Origin of the sequence: Pseudoalteromonas sp. SWYJ118 (assembly GCF_015864505.1) — a bacterium.
GTDB classification, from domain to species: domain Bacteria; phylum Pseudomonadota; class Gammaproteobacteria; order Enterobacterales; family Alteromonadaceae; genus Pseudoalteromonas; species Pseudoalteromonas arctica.
This window is the reverse complement of the sequence record NZ_JADYXC010000017.1, coordinates 68322-95206: the sequence shown is the minus strand read 5'-3', so window position 1 is coordinate 95206 and position 26885 is coordinate 68322. Positions and strand designations below refer to the sequence as shown.

Genomic DNA, 26885 nt, shown 5'->3' with positions numbered 1-26885 from the left:
TAAAAAGAAGAGCTATGCCTAAACAACATGTAGTGTTAATTATGCCCCTCTCAACTTATGAGTGGGGTACAGAAAATTGTGGTGGAGTCGATAGTGTTTGCCAAATGTTTGCCGAATATTTGGTTAATCATTCCGATACGAATTTTAGGTTTACTATTATTGGGCTCGATCCTCAAAGTAAAACATCCTACACAGGTGAAGTTATTAACTTAGCCGATAACGTGGATTTTATTTGGTTACCAGCATCTAGTAAGCAAACTGGTTTAAAAATTCCAGGTATTCTTTGGCAAAATTGGCATATTCGTAAGTTATTAAAAAAATTGAAACCTGATTTAGTCCATACGCATTTTTGGAGTACATTAATTGGAAGTGGTTTTACAGGTAAAACAGTTGTTACAGTTCATAGTTATAAAAAAATAGCTCGTCGTAATGTTGGGTTTTTTAATAACTTTTTATATGAGAAAGTCATCCCACTAATTTTAAAAGCACGGAGTGACTTTGTTGTTGTCGTAGGTCAGCAGTTAGAGAAAGCATTATTTGAGGATGGCTTCAAACCGAAAGTAATTCATAATCCAATTGATCAGAAATATTTTGAAGCTGGCTATATAAAACGTGAACGAAAAGAAATAAAGTTTGTGACCTGTGCATTATTGACACCAAGAAAGAAGATCGAAGATTCTATCGTTTTATTTAATAAATTAGTCAAAAGTGGACTTGGGTCGTCTCTAATTATTATCGGGCCAGCTGCCGACAGATTATATACTGAGCAACTTAAAAAGCAGGTGACTTCTTTGGGCTTACAAGGAAAAGTGAGTTTTTTAGGTAAGCTAAACAAAAACCAAATTGTTGAACAATACCTTGATGCTGATTTAGGTGTTTTTACTTCTAGCGAAGAGACTTTTGGCTTAGCTCCTTTAGAAATGCTAGCCGTTGGTTTGCCTCTAGTTGCTACTGAGGTTGGCATACTTGAAGATGAAAAAGCTTTCTTTAAAAAAATGGGGGTTTTATATTTCTCAGACTCGCTGAGCCCCGACAGAATTAATAATCTTGTTGTAAAGCATAACGTTGACTACTCGAAACGCGCTCTCGAAACTAAATTCAACATTAAATCGATTTTTAGCCAATATAGTAATTTATATGTAAGAATTTTAGATGAAGTACAATAATGCTTAAATCATTACTCAAATATGCGCCAGTACAAATTTTTGCAGCGATCAGTGTTTTTGCCTTAATTAGCATACATACAAAGTTATTAACGACGACGGAATACGGTATGTTGGCACTAATGCTGCTCACTGTAGAAGTTGTTAGGGCAGTGGCTGCTCAGTGGGTTAATTCTAGTATGCTGCGTTTACTCCCTAGTAAAAAAGAAGAAGAGTATGAGCACTTTGCTGCTATAGCCACTTCAATTATTTTTTGCTGTACGTTACCTGCACTAGCATTAGTCATTTTAGGTTTGTATTTAACTGATTTATTAACGTTTTACACTTTTATAGCTACATTTTTACTATTTTTAACGAAAGCTTTTTATCTGTTCTATTTAGAATTAGCACGAGTTATGGAACGTTTAAATCAATATAGGGTGGCTGTACTAACTCAGTCCATAATGGCTATTGTATTTACAGGAGGGTTGTTGTTTTTTTATCCTGATACATTGTCTGCACTGTGTGCCTTATTTTTAAGTTATATTGCTGCGGGTTCAATCGTATTTAAACCTTTAAAGTTTAGTATAAGTAAACTTAGAACTGCTGACGCTCAGGCTATTTTTTCATATGGTTTACCATTAATGGCAAGTGGGTTGGTAGCAGCCATATCAAGTCGGTTAGATCGTTACTTTATTGCAGATCATCTTAACTTAGCACAAACAGGTATTTACGCCGCTATTTCAAATATTTTACTTGGTATTGGTGCACTTATTTTTATGGTTGTAGCTTTACCTAGTTACCCTGAACTAACAAAAAAAATTAATAATAAGGCTGAATTATATAAAGCTCATGGCGAGTACTTAACTTTATTATGTTTAATTGCATTGCCAGCATTAGTTGGTTTTTGTCTATTAGCAGAACCGATAATGCAACTATTACTTAGTGAAGAATACTTATCGCAAGGTTCAACAATCATTTATATTTTATGTGCAGGAGTATTTGTTGTAAATTTAAAAGCACATTATATAGACCATGGTTTACAGTTTTCCTTAAATACCAAGTACCTCCCAAGAATTAGTGTTTTTTCTTTAGTCGTTAACCTTACTTTATTAATTACCTTAATACCTATTTACGGTTTAATCGGCGCTGCAAGTGCTTTTTTTATCGCGAGTCTGATCTCATTTAGCGTGGCTTTATTTTTATCTATTAAAAAAGGATATAGGTACTCTGTACCACTGCAGGTATATAAAATTATTATTTCAACGGTATGTATGGCTATTTTCCTACCTGAGCTTCGTACCTATAAATTTTTAGTAATGAATATACCGATTTTAAATATTATTTTTGATGTGGTTATTGGTTTATTTTTATTTTTATTGGTACTTACCTCGCTTAATTACAAAAAATGTAAAATATGGATATTAAATAAATGAATAGCCAAACTATATACAAAGTAATGTTTTTTGTTTTTATATCTTCTTTTATATTAGGAGGATACTTATTAGAAAATTTAGGCATAAAATATGTGTCGGAAGGTGGGAACCCTTTAGTAAAAATTCATATTTATAGTTATGTGTTATTATTATCTGTTGCATTTCTTACGCTAAAAAAAGGTATTAGTAAACCGCTAGATAATTTAAGAGAATTAAAAACAGTATGGCTGATAAGCACCATCAGTGTTTTTATTGTAATTATGTATGGATTATATCGATTTGGTACATCAGGGATGGCATACTTAATAGATACAATAGTGTCTGCACTGTTTGCTATATATCTTTTAAGCCAATTAACAAACGAACATAAAGACAAGCTATTAAAATTAGTGGCTTATTTGTTATTCATTAATGCCGTAATTGCTATCTTAGAATTTATATTAGGCAAAACTTTGGTTGAGGCAAGCTTTTTAGGCTTTTCCCATTTTCGTTCAACGGCATTATTAACACACCCATTAAATAATGCATTAATCACTGCTTCTTTAGCTTTATTATTAGTAAATAAAATAAAGGTCCCTGTATTTATTTATTTTACAGCTGTATTAATCTCGCTATTTGCTTTTGGTGGAAGAGGAGCCGCAGGCATGTTTTTAGTTGGTTTCGCCATAATTACTTTACCAAAATCGATACGCTTTTTCACAACAGGTATTAAAATATCAAAACTTAAGTTTGCATTAGGGCAAGCATTTTTTTTACTTACGTTAATAGCAATAATTTTAATTCTTACACTTACACCAGTGGGTGAGCGGATTATAAGTAAACTGTATATAGATGGCAGTGCACAAGCGCGTTTTGATGTGTTTATTATTTTAGAACAATTAAGTATCAGCGAATGGCTGCTAGGTGCTTCAGCTTCAATTATGAATAATATAGAGTTTTATATTGGTATTAATGTAATAGAAAACTATGTAATAGGATGGGTAGTCAGCTTTGGTTTGTTTGGCACTATTTTACTTCTTTTTTCTAGTTTTTTAATATCAATAAAAATGGTTTGGAAAAATGATATTTACATGCAAGTTTCACTACTCATTTTATTCGCTGTATCGTTAACAAACAACGCACTGACCACTAAAACTCCTGTCATTATGTTATTTATTTCGTGTTTATATTTAGTTTATTCAAGGAAGTACAAAAATGATGTTGTATAAAATAGGCTCTTGGTTTTATAAAAATAAAATCCCACTTTTGCCAAGGTTTTTTAATGCTTTAATCCGTTTTTTTCACAACAGTGCTGTTTTTTCAGAGTGTGAAATTGGAAGTAACACTATATTCGCTTATGGTGGAATAGGGGTAGTAATACATAAAAGGTCCATTATAGGCAAAAACTGTGTCATAGGTTCTAATGTCACTATTGGGGGGGAATCTAAATCGATAAACGTTCCTATTATTGGTGATAATTGCTATATAGCAACAGGCGCTAAAATTTTGGGAGATATTACAATTGGAAATAACTGTGTTATAGGTGCAAATTGTGTTGTTGTTAAAGACATTCCAGATAATAGTGCTGTGGCTGGTATTCCAGGTGAAGTTATAAAGTCAAATATTAACCCAAAGAATTATTACTAATGTTTAACAGTAAATTGTATCAAGCGAGTCCTGTTTTTATTCAAAATATAATGCTCAGTGTTAGGGCGTTTATAAGAAAAAAAATGCGGGAAAATAAAAAATGTAACGAACTTACGAATACTCTTATTACACATGAGTATGATGCTGATGCACTGAATAAGTATACAAAAGCCGCGCTTAGTCATGTGATAAAAGAAGCAACTAAAAATGTATCTTTTTACACGTCTGAATTTAGTCAGATAAAAGACTTTCCTTATATAGATAAAGCTATAGTTAATAAGCATAAAAAAGAATTTGTATCCTCTAAAAGAAGTGGACTAGTTATACAAGGCGCAACAAGCGGGACAACAGGGACTCCTTTGTCTATACCACAAAATATGGAGTCTGTAATTGCTGAACAAGCTTTTGTTAATAGAATGATGACATGGGCTGGTTTGGAGTCAGGTGATAAAAAAGCTTGGATAAGAGGGGATATGATTGTTCCCTTAGAACAAAAAAAACCTCCATTTTGGCGATATTCTTATTTTGAAGATACTATTATTTTATCATCTTTTCATATGTTACAAAAAAACTTAGATAGTTATATTAAAGCTATTTATGATTTCAATGTGCAAGTTATTCAAGCTTACCCGTCTTCTATTGTGGCATTGGCAAAATATTTAGAGTCAAATAATAGGTATTACCTAGGTGAGTTAAAATCGATAATCACTTCCTCTGAATCCTTAACCCAAGAAGATAAAGAGCTTGTTGAAAAAAGGTTTAAATGTACGGTATTTGATTGGTATGGTCTTTTCGAGCGTGTAGCTGCAATTGGTAGTTGTGAACATGGGCGATATCATATTTTAGCCGATTACTCTCATGTTGAATTACTGGATGCAGGCGAAGGTCGTCACGAAATTGTAGGCACTAATTTTAATAATGAGTTATATCCTCTCGTACGTTATCGTACTGGAGATCACGTTTATTTATCTGATGAAGAATCGTGCCCCTGTGGTCGGGTATTCCCGATTGTAGACAGAATTGAAGGGCGAGTAGGAGATTATCTTGTTGGTGAGGATGGACAAAAAATCCATATTCTTAATCATATTCCTAAAGGCGTAGAAGGTTTGTTAGCTACACAATTCATACAAAGCTCACATTATGAAATAAAAGTACTTGTTGTGGTTATCCCGTCTTTATTTACCGAAGCTCAACAAGAGAAACTTATTAACAATACAAAAAAACGTTTAGGTAAAAGTATTGCGGTTTCAGTTGAAATAATAGACGCAATTCCTCGTACTAAAAATGGCAAAGTACGGCAGGCTATTTGCTCAATTTAGTTGGAATGCACGAAAAATCACGAAACTATTTTTATTTTTAGTACTAATAATCATAAGGAATTCTAATTACTCTTACTTAATTATAAATACTAACTTCGGCTATTTATATTAAGAATTTAACAAAGAGAATTAGTTCACGGGAGAATCTCATTGAGTAAGAAACATAACTTGACAATAGCTACAGACCTACGTGGTAAAGGAGGTGTGTCGAGTGTTATTAATGTATTGAAAGACGAAGGATTCCTTGCGCGCACCAACTCTAAATTACTAGTTAGCCATGCTAACTTTAATAATTTTAGCGTAGTAAGCCAATTGTTTGTTTTTTCTATATGCGTGATTAGGTTATTGCTTAACTTAATATTTCAAAGCATAGGTGTTGTCCATATTCATATGTCCTCTAGAGGAAGTTATATGCGTAAATCAATACTAATTAGAATTGCTAAATTTTTTAAAGTGAAGGTGATCCTTCATCTTCATAGCGGTGAATTTAAAGATTTTTATAATGATGAATGTAATACACAAAAAAAAGAACATATCCGTAATACATTTAACATGGCTGATAAAGTAATTGTTTTATCCACTCAGTGGCTTAGCTGGTTAAACACTATTTTAAAAGATAAAGGTAAAGGTATTGTTGTTCACAACGCAGTTTCAATTAAACCCATTGAACCTGCACAACGGAGCGAGTTTTTTAATTTTGTATTTTTAGGAAGGTTAAGTGACAGAAAGGGAGTTACTGATTTAATTATTGCCTTTTCTAATGTTCTAAAGCGTTACCCACACTCTCGTTTATTACTAGGTGGTGATGGAGAACTTCAAAAGTTTAAAAGCTTAGTTATAGAGTTGAACTTAAGTCCTTATGTAGAGTTTTTGGGTTGGATATCTGGTGAGGAAAAATTTAATCTACTAAAAAGAGCTGATTCTTATGTACTGCCTAGCTATAACGAAGGCTTTCCAATGGGGATTTTAGAGGCTATGTCTTGCAAGGTTCCAATTATAGCTACGATCGTTGGCGGTATACCAGATGCAATTACATCAGACGAAGAAGGTGTTCTTATCAAGGCCGGCGACGTCGATGAACTCACTCAAGCGATGCTATTTTCAATTGAGTCACCACTTGAGATAAAACGCATGCAATTAAACGCTAAAAGTAAATATCTTTCTAAATTTAGCCCTGAGATTATTATCCCTCAATTAATTACTATTTATGAAGACTTAGATGTAATTTAATGTTCAAACAGAGGGGCTAAAGAAATCATCAGGCAGAGTTAAAAAATAATGATAATATTTTTAGAAACATAAATATTATCATTTACTCACCTAAAAATAGATAGCTCTATGAATATAAGAACTTTTGTAGAACACACTATAATTTTTATCATTATTTAACCAGTTATCGTACAAATCGGCGCTTTAAATATTACAGATAATTGACTAGTAAAAATCAAAAGTAATTAATTATACTATTAATTTACAGAGATAATTTTAGCTGATTGAAGGGTTGCTATTACTCAAAATGATATATTAGTAATAGATATAAATATTATGTTTTAGATTGACCATACACAGGCTAGAGAGGGTGATTTGAAAATTTTTTGTTAGTGGCGAACTGAATTTTTAACAAAAAATAGCAGTTTTAAAAGCTGTCTTATGAGTGAGGAAACCTCAGTTGTAAGGCTAAGGTGTGAAAGGCTGAGTAGGTATGCCTTTACCCCTAATAAATTCGAAAATGAGATTGTATAATTGAACTTCGTACCTAATAATACTAAAATTTAAATTGTAATAATTAATGTGTGTACTATAAAGGATTATAATGAAATTTTTCACTTTTTTTAAGCATAAGTTAATTGAAAATGTAAGATGTTTATACTTAATTAACTTTAATTATAGATATAAAAGTAATATGCATCGCTATAGGTTATCTAAAAATACAAAAAGTAAAGTAGTAATAAATTTTGAAATGAAAGAATTAAAAAGACACTGGGGTTGTTACCCTCTTCAGTATTTTAATCATGACTTTTATTTGAAAGATTGCACGCTTAGCATCGAAGAGATGAAACAATTTATTCCTAGCTACTACTTTTATAGGATCATATTTCCACAATATGATGATTCAAAAGCATTACTTAATATTGTAGAAGATAAAATAGTAATGGATGTTTTGTTTGATGGTATGAATTTTCCAACGGCAAGCGTTATAGCGAAGAAAAAGACTCACTATATTTTTAATTCAAAAGGTATTTCACTTAATAACAACAGTTTTGCAGAATTATTAAGCTTCTCCCATAGTGCTAAATTATTTATTAAACCTGCCAATGGGCGTGGCGGTAGCGGAATTTTAATTGCTAAAAAGCAAGATGGTATATATAAAATTAAAGACTCGGATTTAGAGTTAAACTTTAATTATGTTAGTAAGTTGAAAGGTGATTTTGTTATTGAAGAAGCCATTACTCAACATTTGGATATTGCTGCCGTCTATGCCCACAGTGTAAACACTCTTAGAGTTATTACAAAAAGAAATGCTCAAGGGCAAGTAGAGATAATAGCTACGACGCTTAGGATGGGTTCGAAAGGGAGTGAAATAGACAATACATCTGCAGGAGGGCTTGTTATAGGTGTTGATCTATTGACCGGTTGCGCCTTTAGAGATTATGCGACTCATGAATATGGCCTAGAGCGTTTTTATGAGCACCCAGACTCTGGTTTTAAATTTAAAGATTTAGCAATTCCTAATTGGTTAAATATCCATAATGAAATATTAGAACTTGCGAATAAAAATATAATTATGAATTTAACTGGTTGGGATATTGCTATAACGCATGATGGTATTGTAGTTATTGAAATCAATACATTATTTGGTATTGATGGATTGCAGTCAGCTTTAGGTGGCCTAGAAAAAAAATTCTCTGAAAATAGAACTGTTAAAATGTGAGGAATTAAATTGAAGAGTAAAGTATTGGTAATTAGTGTGTCAAATAAAGGGGCGGGTGGTGTAGCTAGTGTTGTTAGCACATTTATGGAGAATGAATTTTTAAACTCAAAGTATAAAATTAGCTATTTTTTTACAAATAGACCAGGGAGTAATGCTAGTAAATTTATAAGTACGTTGTTTGCTTTTATTTATTTTCCCTTTTTATTAATTTTTAATAGTTATGAAGTGGCTCATATTCATGGCGGCAGTGTGCTCCGTAAAAGCTATTATGCACTTTGGTTAAAGCTTTTTAAAATACCAACTATATATCAAAACCACGCTGCTAACCTTGATACATACTATAAAGGTGCAACAGGTATTAAAAGAGCATATATGGATTATATTTTTAACCTTTATGACCTTCGATTATGTTTAGGTAGTTATTGGAAGCAAACGTTAGGCAAGGTTATGGGAACAAAGTGGGAAGTCCTATATAACCCTGTCCCTGAATTACTATTAAAAAAATCACACCATAATACGTGTAATTTTACATTTATGGGCGAGCTTAGTTCACGAAAAGGGGTTAAAGATTTAATACATGCATTTGCAAAAGCAGAAAACAAAAATGCGCGATTGCTAGTTGCGGGTAACGGTGATGTTGAATGCTTAGCTTTACTCTGCAGCGAACTTGGCATTTCTGAAAAGGTAGAATTCTTGGGGTGGATTAACAAAGAGCAAAAGCTTGATTTGTTAGCGCGAACAGATGTTGTAGTGCTACCAAGTTTTGCAGAGGGCCTACCAATGAGTATTCTTGAAGCTATGTCTGTTGGTTTAGCTGTTATAACGACACCTGTTGGTGCAGTAGAAGATGCTATCACACATAATGTTCATGGCTTATTAGTGCAGCCTGGCAACATCGAACAGATTTCTGATGCGTTGAGTGAGCTGGCGCAGAACTCAGATAAGCGAACTAAATTTGGTGAAGCAGCTAAAGCTAAGTTTTTAGAGTGTTTTCAAGATGATGTAGTAGGTAATACGTTATCGGGTTATTACCAGCAACTAATTGCCAAGGCCAATAAATGAGCAGTCAGATTAACTTAATAACAAAAACCATGTTCAGTAAGGCAAAAAGTAATAGCTATGCAGGCCAAGACCCGTTTGATGGTCTAAACAGTAAACTATTTGAATTATTTCCTCGGTTTAAGAAAGGCATTATAGGGCTTGCTTGGATACAACTTCATAAACGTTTAGCAATTAACTTGCGGCCATTATGTGCTGTGCCCCAAAAGCGCAACCCTAAAGGAATTGGTTTATTTATTTTAGGTTTACTGGAAGACTATAAAGCAACGAACGAGCAACTTTATTTAAATGAAGCGATAGAACTAGCTGATTGGTTGCTAACTCAGCAAAGTGATAAAGCTACTTGGTTGCATAGTTGTTGGGGTTACCACTTTGACTGGAATGCACGCGCTTTTTTTGTACCTAAAGGAAAGCCGAATGTAATTACTACTATTTATGTAGCACAAGCTTTGTACGCATTAAGTGAAATAACCGGCGATAATAAATATAGAGAGCCTGCGCTTGATAGTGCTCACTTTATAGTAAATACGTTATACAAAGAATATGATGGTAAGCAGTTTTTTGGCTACATTCCAGGTGAAAATACATTTGTGCATAACGCAAGTTTGTGGGGCGCTGCATGGGTTGCAAAAGTGGCAACACTTACAAATAATGAACCTTATAAACAGCTTGCTTTAAATGCTGCGCGTCAGTCAGTAAAAGGTCAGGGAGCTGATGGCTCTTGGGTTTATGGAGCTCGCCATCATCATCAGTTTATAGATGGCTTTCACACAGGTTACAATTTAGAAGCATTACGCTTATTGAGTAACGCTCTGGATACAGATGAATTTGAAGAATCTATTAAACTAGGTTTGCAATATTATAAAAAGCATTTATTTGAAGAGGACGGCACATCTAAATATTATCATAATAACCGCTACCCACTTGATATGCATAGTGTATCCCAAGCTGTATTTACCTTATTAAAAGTAGGTAAAACAAAGGATGATTTTGCTATGGCAGAGAAGATAATTGATCGTTCTATTCAAACCCTATATATGCCTAAAAAGCAGCGTTTTATTTATCAAAAAAATAAGTACTTTACTAATAAGGTTGATTACATACGTTGGACTCAAGCATGGGTTTATTATTCATTTGCTTATTTTAATCGTCAAAAAATGAACAGCACAAAAAGTGCGGCTATTGAACAACTTTAAAAACGGACACAGCAATGAAACGTATTGAATTTTTAAAAGCGCCTATGGATATAGCAACAATGGAAGAAACAGTTTCTTTTATTGAAAGTAGAATTGAACAAAAGCAATTTTTGCAGCATGTAGTGGTTAATGTGGCAAAAATTGTAAATATGCAAAAAGATCTTGTTTTAGCTGATTCAGTTAAAGCGTGCGATTTAATAAATATTGATGGTATGGGTGTTGTATTTGGCGCACGTTTTTTAGGGCACAATGTAGCAGAACGTGTTGCTGGTGTTGATTTATTCCATGAACTATTAGCCATGAGTGCAAAGCGAGACTTCCCTGTTTTTTTACTCGGTGCTACCGAAGAGGTTGTAAGCAAAACAGTAGAAAAAGTTAAAGCACAAAATCCAAATTTAAATATAGCTGGATACCATGATGGCTACTTCTTTGGAAATAAAGAGGGGAATGACGAAGAGGCCGTTGTTAATAAAATACGTAAATCTGGTGCAAAGTTATTATTTGTGGCAATTACCTCACCCAAAAAAGAAAACTTTATCAATAAATGGCAAGACAAGCTTGGCGTTGACTTTGTTATGGGGGTAGGCGGCACATTTGATGTGGTTGCCGGTAAAGTAAAACGTGCACCACAGTGGATGCAAAAAGCAGGGCTTGAATGGCTTTATAGAGTAATACAAGAACCAGGTAGAATGTGGAAGCGCTATTTAAAAACAAATACAAAGTTTTTAATACTTTTATTAAGTGAAAAATTTAAAGCTAAAAAAGGAAGTTAGTATGTTTAATGTTATTAATAAAGATAGGGTGACTTATCTCTATAATGAATTTATTGTCAAAATGCTTCACGATAAGGAAAGGAAGCCATTATTACAACAAGTTAAAGAGCTTTACTTGTTGGCGCGAGCGATAAAATATTGGCCTCATAATTATTTTAAATATGATGGATACAAAAAAGGTAAAGGTTTAGACGAAGTTAAACTATATTCAACCGGATTACTTTTTGGTGACTTTAGACAAAAATACTTAAATGATAGCAGGTATACAGTATTTGCTGACGATAAGTTTTTATTTCATAAGTTGATGGCTGATTCTAATATACCAACGGCTAAGTTAATAAATGTAATTTCCCATAATACATATACAAATGAGTCAATAGGTCTCAATGGCGCGAATGCTAAAGATGTTTTAGACGCTATCATTACGCCTGCGATTGTTATTAAACCTGTAATTGATTCATCCCAAGGTGTTGGAGTTAATGTAATTAATGTAAATATAAATGCTATAAAAAAGTTTGAAATGTCGGGTGTTACTTATACCTCAGTAGAGTTATTAGAAAAAATATTCTCTGAATCGCCTTGTAGTTATTTAATTGAAGAAAAGATACAGCAGCATTCATTTAACCAGAGCCTTTATCCTGAGTCAGTAAATACAGTAAGAGTAGATTCCTTACTTTCAAAAGCAGGTGAAGCGATTATCAATTCAGCCTATTTACGCATAGGCAGGAATGGCCGTAAGGTCGATAATTGGTCTGGGAAGTCTGGTGGAATAGGCGTAAATGTTAATACTGAGACTGGAGAATTAAGTTCATTAGGTATCGACTATTGTAAGAATCTATATTCAGAGCACCCAAATACAGGCGCTGTCTTTTCTGGTCTAACGGTTCCATATTGGGATGAAATTATTAATATTGTTAAAAAAGCTGCTTTACAGTTTCCAAACCTTAAATCATTAGGTTGGGATATTGCTTTAACTGAAAATGGCCCTCTAATATTAGAGGTAAATGCCGATTATGATATTTTAGCGCAACAGACTTGCACGCAGGCTTTTGGGGGGAATAGTGTATTTTATTCTGAGCTGATTAGCTACACTGAAAATACTAAATACTTAAAGCATTATATATTTAGTCGCTAATGATAGTGGTACGAAAAATTAATTTTAAGTAAAATTTTATTTTATCTATAAAAACATAGAACAATAGAGGTTATATTTAAACATATACGCTTAAATTTTCTCTCAGGTATGTTGAGTGTTATATCTAAACTAAATTTATACTGTAAAAAGGGCTAGGAATTGTTTTTGTCTTGGCCCTACCTTGAATTTTCGTCTTTATTGCATTTAGTATTTTCAATCCTCCTTCACGCATATATTATTTGTTACCTTATTTGTAATCCGTTTTTTTGATTTTGAAAAAGAGAGTCAAAAGCTATATGTTTGTGTTTGACAACTTTTAACTTCACGTAGATCGTGCTGCTGGTGATATTAATTTAAAAGGTTTGTATAGTGTCGGCTATAACCGCTAACCTAGCTGGTTAAATAGTAATACTTATCACTCAATTACTATCAAGTGAATGTTGGCTTTTTTATTGTTTATATTAATAAAATTATATAACGTTTTTATATTTTAAGAATAAGTAAGGTTTACATTTGTCGAAATTAAAAGCAGATCCAACTATCCGTAGTTTACTAAATCGTATGCCTAGTGATGTGCAAGATAGCTTTACTGAAGATCAGCTAGCTCATTTAAAAGTGGCAATAGGTGCAAGGCAGTGGGGTAAGCATGCTGTTGATTGCAGAGGGGTATTCAAGTTTTTTAAATACAGATACTATTTTGTTATACTGGCTGGTCGAAACAGGCGAGAACTTAGTAAAAAAGAGCAAAAAATAGCAGCTATATCGCAGGCCATCACCGTATCTATATTTAGTTTATTTGTTATTACAATTTTTCTGCTTATTATTTATTTAGTTAAGTCGGCTTTAGGTATTGATATATTTAGTAATTACTCATTTGGAGTATGGGCGTGGTTTAAGGAGCTGTTTAAATAAAAATAATATGCTTCTGTTTAGGGGTGGTTTGCAAATGTTTACTGAAGTTTATATGAGTTTATATTTGTTTTTTTGTGTGTCAGCTCCTCGCTACTTAAAGACATTTTGCATACTATTGCTATATAAATTCATCCTTAAAGTTGAATACTTTAGTATGATGCTGTAACATTTGCCGCATAGTTTTGTGGAGCTAAGTTCACTTTTAAAGATAGCTATAGGGAATTCATAGTATGACATCTTCAAGGACGTTTAAGCCCAATGGCTCGTCGGATGCAAATTTTTATCGTTTGTTCGATATTTTTGCACTGTTTTTAGCCTTTCAATGCTCAGCTTTGTTCTACAGTTTTGAGCTCACTCCTATTTATATGGTTTCAGTCTTAACCGTTGCTTTAAGCTTTTTATACTGTGCTGAAATATTCTCCGCTTATCGCTCCTGGCGTGCTGGTAAATTTAGAACTATGGTGCTTTGTGCTTGGGGCTCCTTATTTGCTGCATTTTTTGTTTTATTAGTTATATCGTTTGCATTTAAGTTTACTGAGTCGCTTTCGCGTATTGGCCTAGGATTGTGGTTTTTGTTAAGTGTAACTTTTTTATATGCTTGGCGCCTTGCTGCATACTTATTTAAAAGAAGTAGACGTAAACTAGGGTTAAATTTGCGCAATGTTGCCATTGTTGGCGCTACCGAGTCAGCAGTACATTTATATAACGAGATTACTAAAAATGACGAACTTGGCTTTAATTTTTTAGGTTTTTATGACGACAGGCAACCAGAACGCCTTTTTGAAAACTCCACAAAACACGATGTTGCAGGACGTATTCAAGATGCGGTTAATGCAGCGCGTAATGGTGAAATAGGCGTGTTGTATATTGCATTGCCAATGAAGGCTGATAAACGCATTGCCGATATTTTATTACAGTTAGGTGATACAACGGTTGATGTGCATATAATTCCTGACTTTTTAATATCTAACTTAATACATGCTCGTATAGAGCATGTGGGGGATGTTGACACATTAAGTGTGTTTGAATCACCGTTTATAGGTGCTCGTGAATTTATAAAGCGTACTGAAGATATAGTTGTTGCCTCTATTATTTTAATGCTGATTTCTCCTGTACTTGTTGCAATTGCGTTTGCTGTTAAATTTACCTCAAAAGGCCCTGTGATTTTTAAGCAAGACCGGTACGGGCTTGATGGACGTAAAATTAAAGTATGGAAGTTTCGTTCAATGAGTGTTACCGAAAACAGTGCAGTGGTAACGCAAGCCACAAAAAATGATGTGCGTATTACACCTTTAGGTGGCTTTTTACGCCGCACAAGCCTTGACGAATTACCGCAATTTATAAATGTTTTAAAAGGCGATATGTCGATAGTTGGGCCAAGGCCTCATGCGGTTGCCCATAATGAGGAATACCGTAAAAAAGTAGAGTTTTATATGTTTAGGCATAAAACAAAGCCAGGTATAACAGGCTGGGCTCAAATTAACGGATGGCGCGGCGAAACTGATACGCTGAACAAAATGGAAAAACGTGTTGAATTTGACTTACATTATATTAAGCACTGGTCGTTATGGTTTGATATAAAAATTATTTTTATGACAATTTTTAAAGGATTTAAGAATGCGAATGCATACTAAAACACTTGCACCTATATTTGCTTTGTTAAGTGTAGGGGTTGCAGCACCTGCAGCTGCTAATTTAAAACCAGGTAGTTTTATAACTAAAGATGGCGCCGAAATCACGCCAACGTTACAAACGGGTATAAGCAGTAATAATAACTTTTTTAGCACTCCAGAAAATGAAGAGTCGCGTACAATTTGGACCATTACGCCTAATATAAAGGCAGCTATTGAAGACGGCCCCGATAGTTATAACCTTGATTTAGGTACGAGTAGTTCGTTACATAATAAAGATTCTGACGATAATTTTACTCAAGTTAATATAGGAGCTGGTGTACATAAGGAGTTTACTAGTCAACATCGTTTAGATGTTAATGGCAAAGCCGACTGGCTTTATGAACCGCGTGGTAGTGGTTTAACTGAAGGTCTTGGCGATACAGTCAATGAGCTTGTGAAATATCAGCAGCAAAATTTTATAGCACGCTACGAATACGGTGCGCTAAGCTCAAAAGCGCAAGTTGCTTTAAATGCTGGCTTTTATAGTAAAAAATATCAAAATTTTAGAGCCGTGTCGCAGTTTCGTGATTACGATAAATCATTAATTGGTATTACTGGTTATTATAATACTCAAGCTGCTACACGTACCTTTTTAGAAGTTAAGCAAGAAAATTACCGTTACGACTTTTTAGCTAGCAGCGGTATATCACGTGACTCAGATGACGTAAAAGTGTTAATTGGTATGGAATGGGAAGCAACCGCACTTACCTCAGGTTCATTTAAATTGGGTTATCAAAATAAAGATTTTAGCGCCAATGAGCGAGAAGGCTTTAGTGGTTTAAGCTGGGAAGCCGGGGTTAACTGGCAGCCACTTAGTTATTCTACAGTGCAATTAACAACAAGTCGCTCAGCTAAAGATCCGCTAGTACAGGGCGATTATATTAAAGAAAGTACTTACGGTATTAATTGGACACATAGCTGGAGCGATTATTTAAGCTCACTTGCGGGTATTAATTACATTGATGAGCAATATACGGGTGATATTGGCCGTAAGGATAAAACTAAAAGCGCACGCTTAGGGTTAAACTATGTTGCGAGTAACTTTGGTATGGTTTCTACTTATGTAGATTTTATTGATAAAGACTCTACCCAATCTGCTATTGAGTTTGACCGAGTAGTTGTAGGTATTAATTTTACGTTTGCTTTAAAGGCTAATTAATGAAGTTTATTTTTAGTTTAACGCTGCTATTTTTAAGCAGCGTATGTTTTGCTCAATCTGCGCAAAGTTATGTAATAGGCGCAGGAGATAAGGTTGAAATTAAAGTGTTTGGTCAGCCCGATCTAGAGGTAACTGCACTTTTAGGTAATAGCGGAGAAGTTAACTACCCATTTTTAGGTAAAGTAAAACTTGCGGGGCTTAATACGTCTGAGATTGAGCAAGTTATAACGCAAGGCTTAAAGCCTGAGTATTTAATAAATCCCAATGTATATGTTCAGGTTATTGAGTACCGCCCTTTTTATATTCATGGTGAAGTTAAAGAGCCTGGCGCTTATCCTTATCAACCCGCGATGACAGTTAATCAAGCGATTGCGCTTGCCGGTGGTTTAACTGAGCGCGCCTCGATTGATAAAATATACATATTTAAAGAGCAAACTAAACAGCAGCAACAAAAAGGGAATTTAAATAGCCAAATTGCAGCGGGCGATACCATAAAAATAGAACAACGCTTGTTTTAAGCAGTTAACAAGGCAGTAATTAATGAACCAAACAAATGAAAACCTGAGCAATAATGAAGAAATTATTGATTTAGGATCTTACCTCAATGTAATTAAACGTGCCAAATGGCGTATTTTGGGTTTTGCGACTGTAGTTACCTTACTAACTATAATGGTAGCCCTCACGTTAATACCTAAATATGTAGCGACGGCTACTTTACTTATCGAAGCGGAGCAAACTAAGGCAGTAAGTTTTGATGAAATTTATGGGCTAGATTCGACTAAAAAAGAATACTACCTTACTCAGTTTGAGGTTATTAAATCTGACAGTATTGCTCGTGAAGTAATTACTAAGCTTAATTTAAAAGCGCATACAGACTTTATAGCAAAACCCTCTCTTTTAAGTGAGCTTAAAGCTACAGTAAAAGAGCAACTGCCTTTTTTAAATAAAAAAGAAGTAACTGTATACGCCCCTGAAGAGCAAGCTGAGCGCGAAATGTTAGATTTGCTGGCTGCCTTTAAATCGCGTCTTTCGATATCTCCTATCACTAAAACTCAATTAGTAAGAGTGGGCTTTGAGTCGAGCGACCCTAAATTAGCAGCACTTGTGGCTAATACTATTGGTGAAGTGTATATAGAAAGCCAAATGCGCGCAAAAATGGGGATTACCCAACAAGCTTCTAGTTGGTTAAATACACGCTTATCGCAATTACGCATTCAGCTTGATGACTCCGAGGTACGTTTACAAGAATACCGAGAGCAGCAAAAATTAGTTGATATTGAGGGGATAGCAGGGCTAGCCACGCAAGAGCTTGAGCAAATATCTCAGCAGTTAATTGTTGCCCGTAACGAAAAAAATAACCTTGAAAGCATTAACCGTGTAATAAGAGAGTATGGAAATAATAATTTAGAGCTTTTAGGCAGTATGCCAGAGATTACATCGCATAGAGTAATACAGGACGTAAAACGTGAAGTTATATTAGTTGAGCGTAAGTTAAGTGACTTAGGCGAAGTATATGGCCCTAAGCATCCTCGTATGATTTCCGCTAATGCTGAGCTTGCTACTGTAAAAAATAACTTAAATAAGCAAATTAAGGGACTTATTACCGGTATTGAAAAAGAGCTAAACCGTATAACACGTACGGTTAGTGCGCTTGAGCGTGATTTAGTTAAAATACGTGCTGAATATCAAGATATCACGCGTAAAGAAACTCAATATAACCAGCTAAAGCGTGAAGTAGAGACCAATCGTAATATATTTAATACGTTTTTATCTCGCTCTAAAGAAACCGAAGTAACAAGTGATTTTAGCTCGGCAGCTGCGCGCTTTACTGACAGAGCTTATGCCCCGAAAGATCCAAGTAAACCGAATAAAAAGTTAATTGTTATATTAGCTTTTGTAGCAAGTTTTGGTTTTGCAGTAGTTATGAGCTTTATATTTGATGCACTTAACGATACAGTTAAAACTAAAAACGATATTGAAAGTAAGTTAGCGCAGCGTATGCTTGGGCTTTTACCACATGTGCAAACACCAAAAAATAGCGTGTTTCCGATACACGCTTATCTTGATGATAATTATAGGCGATTTGCAGAGTCGGTACGTACGTTCAGAACTAGTTTACTATTAACTCAGTTAGAGCGCGATCATAAAGTAATAGCCGTAACATCAAGTGCTCCGGGTGAGGGTAAAACCACAACCTCAGCTAATTTAGCTATGTCGCTTGCGCAAATGGGTAAAGTTTTATTAATTGATGCTGATTTACGCAAACCAAGTATTGCTAAACGCTTCGATATACCGGTATTTCATCCGGGGTTAAGCAATTTAATTATAGGCACTGAGCAGTTAAGTGAGTGTGTACATATTGATGGGCAATCGGGCGTCGCTATTATGCCTAGCGGCCAAATACCAGGAAACCCGCTAGAGCTTTTATCTAACTCGCGCTTTAGTGAGGTGCTTACTATATTAAAAGCTGAGTACGACCATATAATTATAGATACACCGCCTACACAGGCTGTAAGTGATGCTTTAGTGATTGCACAAAGTGTAGATTCGGTAATTTATGTGGTTAAGTCGGATATTACACGAATTAAACCGATTAAAGCGGGTATTGAACGTCTGTTTGAATCTAAAGCCCATGTTGCAGGTATTGTGCTTAACCAAGTAGATATGAGTAAAAGTAAAGACGAGCATAGCCATGGTTATTACGACTATTATGATTACTCGCAAAAACCTGAACAACCTAATGCATAGTTAAATGCAAATCTATGATTGATATTCATTCTCATATTTTGCCAGGAATAGATGATGGCGCTAAAGATTTAAGTGATTCTTTAGCGCTATTGAATATTGCACAAAATGATGGAATAACCCATATGGTTGCCACGCCACATATACATATTGGGCGATTTAATAATTCGGTTTCGCAATTGTATAGCGAGCTTGCTAATTTAAAAGCACAGGCATTAGTAAATAATATTGGTATTAAACTAGCAGTGGCCGCTGAAGTTAGGCTTGATGTAGAGCTAATGAGTTTAGTGCTTGGTAATAAACTCCCGTTTATTGGTACACTTAATTCAGTAAATTATTTATTATTAGAACTCCCGCATTCGCATGTCCCCCAAGGCTACGATAAGTTTATAAATTGGCTAGCTAAACAAAATATAAAAGTAATTATTCCTCACCCTGAGCGTAATCGCGATATTCAAGTAAATCCTTTTTATATTGATCGTTTAAAGCAATTAGGTTGTGATTTTCAATTAACAGCTTCAAGCATTGAAGGTGCATGGGGCGAAACTGCAAAAAATATTAGTATAGATATGCTAAAAAAGGGTTTAGTAACTTATGTTGCATCTGATGCTCATTCAGTTAAGCGTAGGCCTCCTATTTTGAGTAAAGCTAAAAAAATAGTGAGCGAGTTGATTGGTGAAATTGAAGCGCAAAATTTGTTTTTTAATAATCCACAGCGTTTAACAGAGTCTTTATTTAATGAATAATTTAAATATGAAACGACTTACTCAAATAATTTTGCTTGCAGTTATTACTTTAATTATAAGCTATCAAAGCTTACAAAGTATGCGCGCAAATACATGGTACTTTAATGCGCTCAATATTTTAAAGCAGCCGGTTAGCTTAATTACTTCTGAAGAGTTAAAGCTTGCAGAGAGTGCAATTAACCTTTCAACAGCAAAAGAGCCTACACACCCTCATTACTGGCAACTTAGTGCATATATAAAAATGCTCAATTTAGCTGTAAATAGCGGCCAAAATAATAATAAGCTTTTGGTTTACCAACAAGCAGAAAAAGAGCTGTTAAAATCATTAGAGTTAAGGCAAACATGGTCAGAAACGTGGATTGCACTAGCGCAAGTAGTTAGTTATCAAGAAGGTCCGACAGAGCACGTATACGAGTATATTCAGCAGGCCAAAAAATTCGGGCCGTACAAGTTTGATGTGCAGCTTGGTATTATTCAAATAGCTCTAATGAACTGGCAGCAACTCCCTCCAAAGTATAAAGCATTGTATGTTGCTGAGCTTAACTCTGCAGTTAAGTATGGTAATGAATTTTATGAGATTTTTAGGTTGGCAAAAAAAATTAATCGTCTACCTACAGTGTGTTTATCGCTGCAATTCGGTTCTCATTTTAAAGCAATTAGAAGTAGTTATATTTTTAAAGATTACTGCGGGTAAAATAACTAATTGGTTATAGGTAGATAATATTGAATTCGAATTTCCAGCAAGCTGGGTTTTTATTTTTTTAAATCAAAATTATAGAGTCATAAAAGGAGTTTTGAGTATGAGGTTTATTGGATTGGATGGTTTGAGAGGGTTAATGTGTCTTTGGGTAGTTATTGGACATTCTATAACGATGGCTGGCCTCGAATTAGATAAAGACTCTTTCTTTGGTAAGGTACTTGGTAAAGGTTTAGCCGTAGATGTTTTCTTTATAATAAGTGGATTTGTAATTACTTTATTACTATTAAGTAAGGATGTGCCTTTTAGTAAATATATTAAGCAAAGAGTACTGAGAATTTTTCCTGCGTATTTATTATTTTTGTTTTTATCAGCTTTGATACTTAATGAAACTGTGTTTGTACTCCAAAACTTTCCTGAGGACATAGAGAAAACTGCGGATAGGCTAAAATATGCAACAGCCTCATTAAAAGACTTTAAATTGCACTTTTTTACTCATTTATTCATGCTTCATGGGATCACTCCATCGTTCATTCTTAGTAATCCCACATACACCATAATGGGCCAAGCTTGGAGCTTAACACTTCAATTTCAATTTTTTATTCTTGCACCACTTTTTATATTTATTTTGCGTAAACATGTTTGTTTTCTTGTCTTATTTGTTATGTTGATTTTGGCTTCAAGTCAATTCTTTTTTGGTGTGATGAGGCATAGATCGTTCTTTTTAGTTAATTCCAATATGTTTTTTGTGGGTATGTTTAGTGCAATTCTATTAAATTTTAATAAAATGAATAAGCTAACAAATACAAACTTTTATTCTGCTTTAATTATTTTCTTACTTTCTATATCAATTTACCAATGGGTTAATGATCGATTCTTCGGGATCATACCTATCATGATTTGGTCAATTTGTTTTTTTATAGAGGTTTCTGCGACAACCTCTCCGCTACAATCTTTTTACAGAGTTATTTTAACTAATCGTATTTCAATATTTTTAGGCAATATATCTTATTCAATGTATTGCAGTCATATGTTTTTTCTTTACGCTGTTTCATATGTTTTAATTAAAAGTAATACTGATTTGGCGTTTTACACTCCTATTATGCTCATAGCCCCTTTTTTATTTACTGTTGTTGCATCGTATTTTTCGTATGAATATATAGAAAAATACTTCATTACATTTGGTAAAAATACGAAAAAAAATAATGTTCAACAGCGCGCTATTTGATCTATTGTTATTAGTAAACGGATATGTAAAAAGAGAGTGTATGTGGAGGTAAAAACAATACCTTAAATTACTTTAGTCTTTGTTAAAAAGCTCTAAAGTAAATCGTTTTAAGGTTTGTTAAACGTATTAAAAATGCCCAGAGCTTTTGCTGCTCTGGGCCATAAAGTGACTCTAAATTGAGTCTAGCGTTAACTAAAAACTTTCTGGTTCATTAGGGAGAAGAAGAAAGTATTTAAAAGTGTAGTAAAACCACCTAAAAAAGCATAACTAATTTTGCCACTTAGTTGCATTTGGCAATAAAGGATTAGATTAATTATGCTTATTCTATACTTTAGTTTAACCCCAGCTTATTAACTGCGTATTTTGCACTAGATCTCGTGGTAGTGAATTTTTAATCTTATTTTTTTGCCATTTACCCAGCCCGATAGGGCAACCACACAGCGTTAAAACTACTTCACCTATTGTTTGAGTTGCCTCAGTTAAGCGTATATCTTTACCTTGAAAATAATCATTTGCTTGCTCGTTATTTAACGCGTAAATATTAGTTTTACACTCATTGCCAAATACGGTTGCAAATTCGTGCGTTAGTCTCACGCCATTTTTATGAATAACGCCAATCTGAATACCTAAACGAGCATATTTAATTTTGTTTTGTAAGGCTCCAAACCCCTCAGGAAATAACCACAGTTCTTTGTCGCGCTGCATTAAGTTGCCTGGCAGGGTAGTTATCCCAAAGTGTTTTTTAAGCGATTGCATAAACGCGGCACTTTGCTTTTTATCAAACTCGTTAAACGGGAATGCGCCTTTTTTAACAGTTTGATTTGGGTTATCGCAACTTGCGTGCTTTTTAAATTTAGCAATAAAAAAGCCTTCGCTATCGAATGTTTGCGGCCATACATGTAAATAGCCTTCATTTGTGGTGGCTTTGCTTGCACCTTCAAATAAATCACTTAGTGACTCAGGCGCAATATAGTCGCCAAATTCACTGAGTAAATAATCGCACACTTGTTGGTTTTCGAGCGGGGTAAGTGTGCAGGTTGAATACACTAAGGTACCACCTGGCTTTAATGCGTAAAAAGCGCTTTTAATTAAGTCTTTTTGTACTTGGGCTATTTGTATGTTTGATTCTATTGACCAATTTTTGAGTGCATCGGCGTCTTTACGTACTGTGCCTTCGCCAGAGCAGGGTGCATCTAACAATATGCTATCAAAACATTCAAACATGTAGTTGCCAAATATAACGCCATCAAAATGCGAGAGTGCACAGTTACCAACGCCCATACGTTTGAGTGTTGCGCTAAGTACCTTTAAACGAGATGACGAAAGCTCATTTGCAACAAGCACGCCTTGGTTATTCATAAGTGCTGCAAGCTGCGATGTTTTAGAGCCTGGTGCTGATGCCATATCAAGCACGATGTTATTTTGAGAGTCTGCGAGTTCAATGCTTTGCTTTAATGCCATAGGGGGCAACATTGAACTTGCTTCTTGTACGTACATAGCACCGCTTAGATGTAAGTCGGTATTACCTAGGGCTAGGTTTTGCTCTTCATCGCTTGGGCGTTCTAACCAAAAACCTTCGCTGCACCATGGGATTGGGATTAGTAGCCAATTTTTTTTAGTGGCACGTTTTACAAATTCTTCAATGCTAATTTTTAAAGTATTAACGCGGATAGATTTTCTGAGTGGTCTGCGACACGCATTTAAAAAGTCATCTAAGTTTAGATGCGCTGGTAAATAGGTTTTTACGTCATCAATAAAGTGCTCAGGAATAAAAGTGTTGGCGTTCACGCGTTAGCTCATACTATAAAAATAAAGCGCGATAATAGCATTTATGCGAGGTGTTTTCAGCGCTAAAAAGCGTAACATCTGATTTATTACGCTGTCGACACTTCACTGTTTTAGTCCATTGTAAAACCATTTTTATGCGACTTTAGGTTAATAGTGTCGACAATGGGTGTGTTTTTTAGCCATTTTGATAGGTTTAAGGGTTGACATGATTTTTTAATAAGCCCATAGTAACCACATTAATTGTCGACAATCTAAAAAATAACTTATGACACACACATTTTTAAACGAAGCGCCTATAACTACCGCATCAGATCAAGTATTTGTAGATATGCGCCGTGAGATTGTTGAAGGCAGCATAGTTCAAGGCAGTAAAATATCAGAACCTGAGCTTGCCAAACGTTATGGTGTAAGCCGTGCAACGCTTAGAGAGGCGTTAAATCGCCTAGAAAGTTGCTACCTTGTTGAGCGTAAAGCTAACGTAGGTTGCCGAGTAGTTGCCCTTACTGCTGAGCGTTTGATTGAAGTTTATCAAGTTCGTAGTTCGCTTGAAGGCTTGGCATGTAGACTTGCTGCCGACAATATGGAACCCGAAGAAGTAAAAGGCTTAAAGCAATTACTTAATCAGCACCTACAAACACAACGTGTTAAAGAGGGCGAATCTTATTATCAAGAAGCCGGCGATTTAGATTTTCATTACCGTATTATTCAAGGCAGTAAAAACGCGCATTTAATTCATTTACTGTGTAATGAGCTCTATCAATTAATACGCATGTACCGTGTACAAATGGGCATGGTGGGGCCGCGTGTATCAAAAGCGTTTGATGAGCATTTAGCTATTATTAACGCGATTGAAAACCACGATGGCGAACTGGCCGAAATGCTTATGAAGCGCCACATAAGTGCATCGCAAGCAAATATTCAAACCAAATTTGATGTATACCAATCAGTATAAGTATTCGAACAATTTAACGGATTAAATAGTCCTATAACGTCGTTAAGAATTTTTTATTTAGAACCACTAAACATAAAAATTATTGCCTAGTTACAGAACGATTTTCTTATCGTTAAATAGACCTCATACCCATAATGATTGGTATGAGCTGCTAAAAGTTAAGCAGAGCAGTTAAAAAGTCACAATTACAGATTAAAACTATAAGTTACTCCACGTAGCAACCGTTCAAAGTGAGGAGAAAGTAATGTCAGCAGGATTAAAATTTAAACACGCTATTGCCAATAACCGCCCGTTACAAGTAGTAGGTACTATTAACGCCTACACAGCGATGATGGCTGAAAAAATGGGTCACCAAGCTATTTACCTCTCAGGTGCCGGTGTTGCAAACGCCTCGTTTGGTATGCCTGATTTGGGTATGACAAGCCTTGATAACGTGCTTGAAGATATTCGTCGTATTACGGGTGCGAGCGATTTACCACTACTTGTTGATGCCGATACCGGTTGGGGTGGGGCGTTTAACATTGCACGCACAGTAAAAGAAATGACTAAAGCCGGTGCGGCGGGTTTTCATATAGAAGACCAAGTAGCGCAAAAGCGCTGTGGCCACCGTCCTAATAAAGAGATTGTAAGCCAAGGTGAAATGGTTGACCGCATTAAAGCAGCAGTTGATGCAAAAACCGATAGCGATTTTTACATTATGGCCCGTACCGATGCATTTCAAAAAGAAGGTTTAAATGCCGCGATAGACCGTGCAGCTGCCTGTGTTGAAGCCGGTGCTGACGCGATTTTTGCAGAAGCCGTACACGACCTTGCAGACTATCAAGCGTTTGCAAAAGCGATTAATGCACCCATTTTGGCAAACATTACTGAATTTGGCCAAACACCTATTTACACTAAAGAGCAGTTAAGTGATGTAGGCGTTGAAATGGTCCTTTACCCACTCAGCGCATTTAGAGCCATGAATAAAGCAGCGCTAAACGTGTATTCAGCAATTATAAATGAAGGCTCGCAACAAAGCCAAATTGAAAATATGCAAACGCGTTCAGAGCTTTACGACTTTTTAGATTACCACACGTACGAGAACACACTCGATACACTTTTTTCATCAAAATCTGACAAATAATAATTATTAGAACAGATATCACACACAAATTTAAGATAGGAGAAAATCATGGTAGATAAAGCATTAGGTGGCGCGGGTTTACGCGGACAAGTAGCTGGTCAAACAGCATTGTGTACTGTAGGACAAAGTGGTTCTGGCTTAACGTATTGTGGTTATGATATTAGTGAACTGGCCGAAAAAGCGCAGTTTGAAGAAGTGTCTTTTTTACTTTCACGCGGTGAGTTACCTACAACAAGCGAATTGGCTGAGTATAAAGCAAAGCTAAAAAGTTTACGCGGCTTACCCGATGCGCTTAAAACCGTGCTCGAAAACATTCCTAAAGACGCGCATCCAATGGATGTAATGCGCACAGGTTGCTCTATGTTGGGTAACCTTGAAACAGAGCTTGATTTTAGCCAAGCCAATGATGCAATTGATCGTATGGTTGCTGTATTCCCAAGTATTATTTGTTACTGGTACCGCTTTACACATGATGGCGTACGCATTGAGACTCAAACAGATGACGACTCTGTCGGTGCACACTTTTTAACGCTATTACATGACAAAGCACCTAGCGAGTTATTTGCACAAGTGATGAACGTATCACTAATTTTATACGCAGAGCACGAGTTTAATGCTTCTACATTTGCGGGTCGCGTGTGTGCATCAACGCTTTCTGATATTCACTCTTGTGTAACAGGTGCGATTGGTACGCTACGTGGCCCACTTCATGGTGGTGCTAACGAAGCCGCTATGGATATGATTCAAGGTTTTACAAGTGCTGAGCATGCTGAGCAAGAAGTAATGGGCATGCTTGAACGTAAAGATAAAATAATGGGCTTTGGTCATGCTATTTATCGCGAATCTGATCCACGCAATGTAATTATTAAAAAATGGTCTGAAAAACTAGCGGCAGAGGTAGGCGATACCGTGCTTTACCCTGTGTCTGTTCGTTGTGAAGAGATTATGTGGCGCGAGAAAAAGCTGTTTTGTAATGCCGATTTTTTCCATGCATCTGCTTATCATTTTATGGATATTCCGACTAAATTATTTACGCCAATATTTGTAATGAGCCGTGTTACTGGTTGGACTGCGCATGTAAAAGAGCAACGCGCTAACAACCGTATTATCCGCCCAAGTGCCGATTACACAGGCCCTGATGCACGTAGTTACACACCAATAGAGTCACGTTAAAAAATGGGTGAGCACGTATGTGCTCACTTTTTTATTGCACATAGCCACTAGCGAGCAGTTTTTCTCAAACT

The 26885-nt window shown here is 35.3% G+C and carries 23 protein-coding genes; 22 read left to right on the top strand and 1 reads right to left on the bottom strand.

Going from position 1 to position 26885, the window contains the following annotated elements:
• Positions 1-14: 14 nt before the first annotated feature.
• The 19 genes from I6F48_RS15310 (at position 15) to I6F48_RS15220 (ending at position 21778) form a co-directional block, all read left to right on the top strand.
• Entirely contained in the window at positions 15-1166 is a 1152-nt protein-coding gene (locus tag I6F48_RS15310; RefSeq protein ID WP_197119774.1) for a VpsD family glycosyltransferase, read from the top strand.
• Entirely contained in the window at positions 1166-2578 is a 1413-nt protein-coding gene (locus I6F48_RS15305) for an oligosaccharide flippase family protein (protein WP_197119773.1), read from the top strand. The genes I6F48_RS15310 and I6F48_RS15305 overlap by 1 nt, the downstream gene beginning before the upstream one ends.
• The gene (locus I6F48_RS15300) at positions 2575-3786 is read left to right on the top strand and encodes a VpsF family polysaccharide biosynthesis protein (RefSeq protein WP_197119772.1); all 1212 of its coding nucleotides are present in this window, start codon (positions 2575-2577) and stop codon (positions 3784-3786) included. The genes I6F48_RS15305 and I6F48_RS15300 overlap by 4 nt, the downstream gene beginning before the upstream one ends.
• Positions 3773-4204 carry a serine O-acetyltransferase gene (locus I6F48_RS15295; RefSeq protein ID WP_197119771.1) on the top strand — a complete coding sequence of 144 codons (432 nt, stop codon included), beginning with the start codon at positions 3773-3775 and terminating at the stop codon, positions 4202-4204. The genes I6F48_RS15300 and I6F48_RS15295 overlap by 14 nt, the downstream gene beginning before the upstream one ends.
• Positions 4204-5523, top strand: a complete 1320-nt coding sequence (locus tag I6F48_RS15290) for a phenylacetate--CoA ligase family protein (RefSeq protein WP_197119770.1) — start codon at positions 4204-4206, stop codon at positions 5521-5523. The genes I6F48_RS15295 and I6F48_RS15290 overlap by 1 nt, the downstream gene beginning before the upstream one ends.
• Positions 5524-5673: 150 nt before the next feature.
• Entirely contained in the window at positions 5674-6753 is a 1080-nt protein-coding gene (locus I6F48_RS15285) for a glycosyltransferase family 4 protein (RefSeq protein ID WP_197119769.1), read from the top strand.
• A 583-nt stretch (positions 6754-7336) separates the two neighbouring features.
• Positions 7337-8455: a sugar-transfer associated ATP-grasp domain-containing protein gene (locus I6F48_RS15280; RefSeq protein WP_197119768.1), complete on the top strand. Its 1119-nt coding sequence runs from the start codon at positions 7337-7339 to the stop codon at positions 8453-8455.
• 372 nt (positions 8456-8827) lie between these two features.
• Positions 8828-9517, top strand: coding sequence for a glycosyltransferase family 4 protein (locus I6F48_RS15275; protein WP_231615244.1), 690 nt, complete (start codon positions 8828-8830; stop codon positions 9515-9517).
• Positions 9514-10710 (top strand): aspartate-semialdehyde dehydrogenase, encoded by a 1197-nt coding sequence (locus I6F48_RS15270; protein WP_197119766.1) that lies wholly within the window; start codon positions 9514-9516, stop codon positions 10708-10710. The genes I6F48_RS15275 and I6F48_RS15270 overlap by 4 nt, the downstream gene beginning before the upstream one ends.
• 14 nt (positions 10711-10724) lie before the next feature.
• A complete protein-coding gene (locus tag I6F48_RS15265; protein ID WP_197119765.1) occupies positions 10725-11483 on the top strand; it encodes a WecB/TagA/CpsF family glycosyltransferase in 759 nt (252 codons plus the stop codon).
• 1 nt (position 11484) lies between these two features.
• Complete coding sequence (locus I6F48_RS15260) at positions 11485-12618, top strand: sugar-transfer associated ATP-grasp domain-containing protein (RefSeq protein ID WP_197119764.1); 1134 nt, start codon at positions 11485-11487, stop codon at positions 12616-12618.
• 513 nt (positions 12619-13131) lie between these two features.
• Positions 13132-13530: a 3-phosphoshikimate 1-carboxyvinyltransferase gene (locus I6F48_RS15255; RefSeq protein WP_197119763.1), complete on the top strand. Its 399-nt coding sequence runs from the start codon at positions 13132-13134 to the stop codon at positions 13528-13530.
• A gap of 230 nt (positions 13531-13760) precedes the next feature.
• The gene (locus tag I6F48_RS15250) at positions 13761-15164 is read left to right on the top strand and encodes an undecaprenyl-phosphate glucose phosphotransferase (RefSeq protein WP_197119762.1); all 1404 of its coding nucleotides are present in this window, start codon (positions 13761-13763) and stop codon (positions 15162-15164) included.
• Positions 15148-16362, top strand: coding sequence for an outer membrane beta-barrel protein (locus tag I6F48_RS15245; RefSeq protein WP_197119761.1), 1215 nt, complete (start codon positions 15148-15150; stop codon positions 16360-16362). The genes I6F48_RS15250 and I6F48_RS15245 overlap by 17 nt, the downstream gene beginning before the upstream one ends.
• Positions 16362-16880, top strand: coding sequence for a polysaccharide biosynthesis/export family protein (locus I6F48_RS15240; RefSeq protein ID WP_197119760.1), 519 nt, complete (start codon positions 16362-16364; stop codon positions 16878-16880). Before I6F48_RS15245 ends, I6F48_RS15240 begins: the two co-directional genes overlap by 1 nt.
• Positions 16881-16902: 22 nt before the next feature.
• Entirely contained in the window at positions 16903-19110 is a 2208-nt protein-coding gene (locus I6F48_RS15235; RefSeq protein WP_197119759.1) for a GumC family protein, read from the top strand.
• Positions 19111-19124: 14 nt separating this feature from the next.
• Complete coding sequence (locus tag I6F48_RS15230) at positions 19125-19853, top strand: tyrosine-protein phosphatase (RefSeq protein ID WP_197119758.1); 729 nt, start codon at positions 19125-19127, stop codon at positions 19851-19853.
• Positions 19846-20547, top strand: coding sequence for a VpsP family polysaccharide biosynthesis protein (locus I6F48_RS15225; RefSeq protein ID WP_197119757.1), 702 nt, complete (start codon positions 19846-19848; stop codon positions 20545-20547). The genes I6F48_RS15230 and I6F48_RS15225 overlap by 8 nt, the downstream gene beginning before the upstream one ends.
• A gap of 106 nt (positions 20548-20653) precedes the next feature.
• Entirely contained in the window at positions 20654-21778 is a 1125-nt protein-coding gene (locus I6F48_RS15220) for an acyltransferase family protein (protein ID WP_197119756.1), read from the top strand.
• Between the two features lie 336 nt (positions 21779-22114).
• On the opposite strand, the gene rsmF is transcribed toward I6F48_RS15220, so the two are convergent.
• A complete protein-coding gene (gene rsmF / locus I6F48_RS15215; protein ID WP_197119755.1) occupies positions 22115-23566 on the bottom strand; it encodes a 16S rRNA (cytosine(1407)-C(5))-methyltransferase RsmF in 1452 nt (483 codons plus the stop codon).
• Between the two features lie 265 nt (positions 23567-23831).
• Between rsmF and I6F48_RS15210 the strand changes: the two genes are divergently transcribed.
• From I6F48_RS15210 to prpC, 3 genes are all read left to right on the top strand, one after another.
• Positions 23832-24518, top strand: a complete 687-nt coding sequence (locus tag I6F48_RS15210) for a GntR family transcriptional regulator (protein ID WP_197119754.1) — start codon at positions 23832-23834, stop codon at positions 24516-24518.
• Between the two features lie 244 nt (positions 24519-24762).
• The gene (gene prpB, locus I6F48_RS15205) at positions 24763-25641 is read left to right on the top strand and encodes a methylisocitrate lyase (RefSeq protein ID WP_197119753.1); all 879 of its coding nucleotides are present in this window, start codon (positions 24763-24765) and stop codon (positions 25639-25641) included.
• Between the two features lie 48 nt (positions 25642-25689).
• A complete protein-coding gene (prpC, locus tag I6F48_RS15200) occupies positions 25690-26814 on the top strand; it encodes a bifunctional 2-methylcitrate synthase/citrate synthase (protein ID WP_197119752.1) in 1125 nt (374 codons plus the stop codon).
• Positions 26815-26885: the final 71 nt, after the last annotated feature.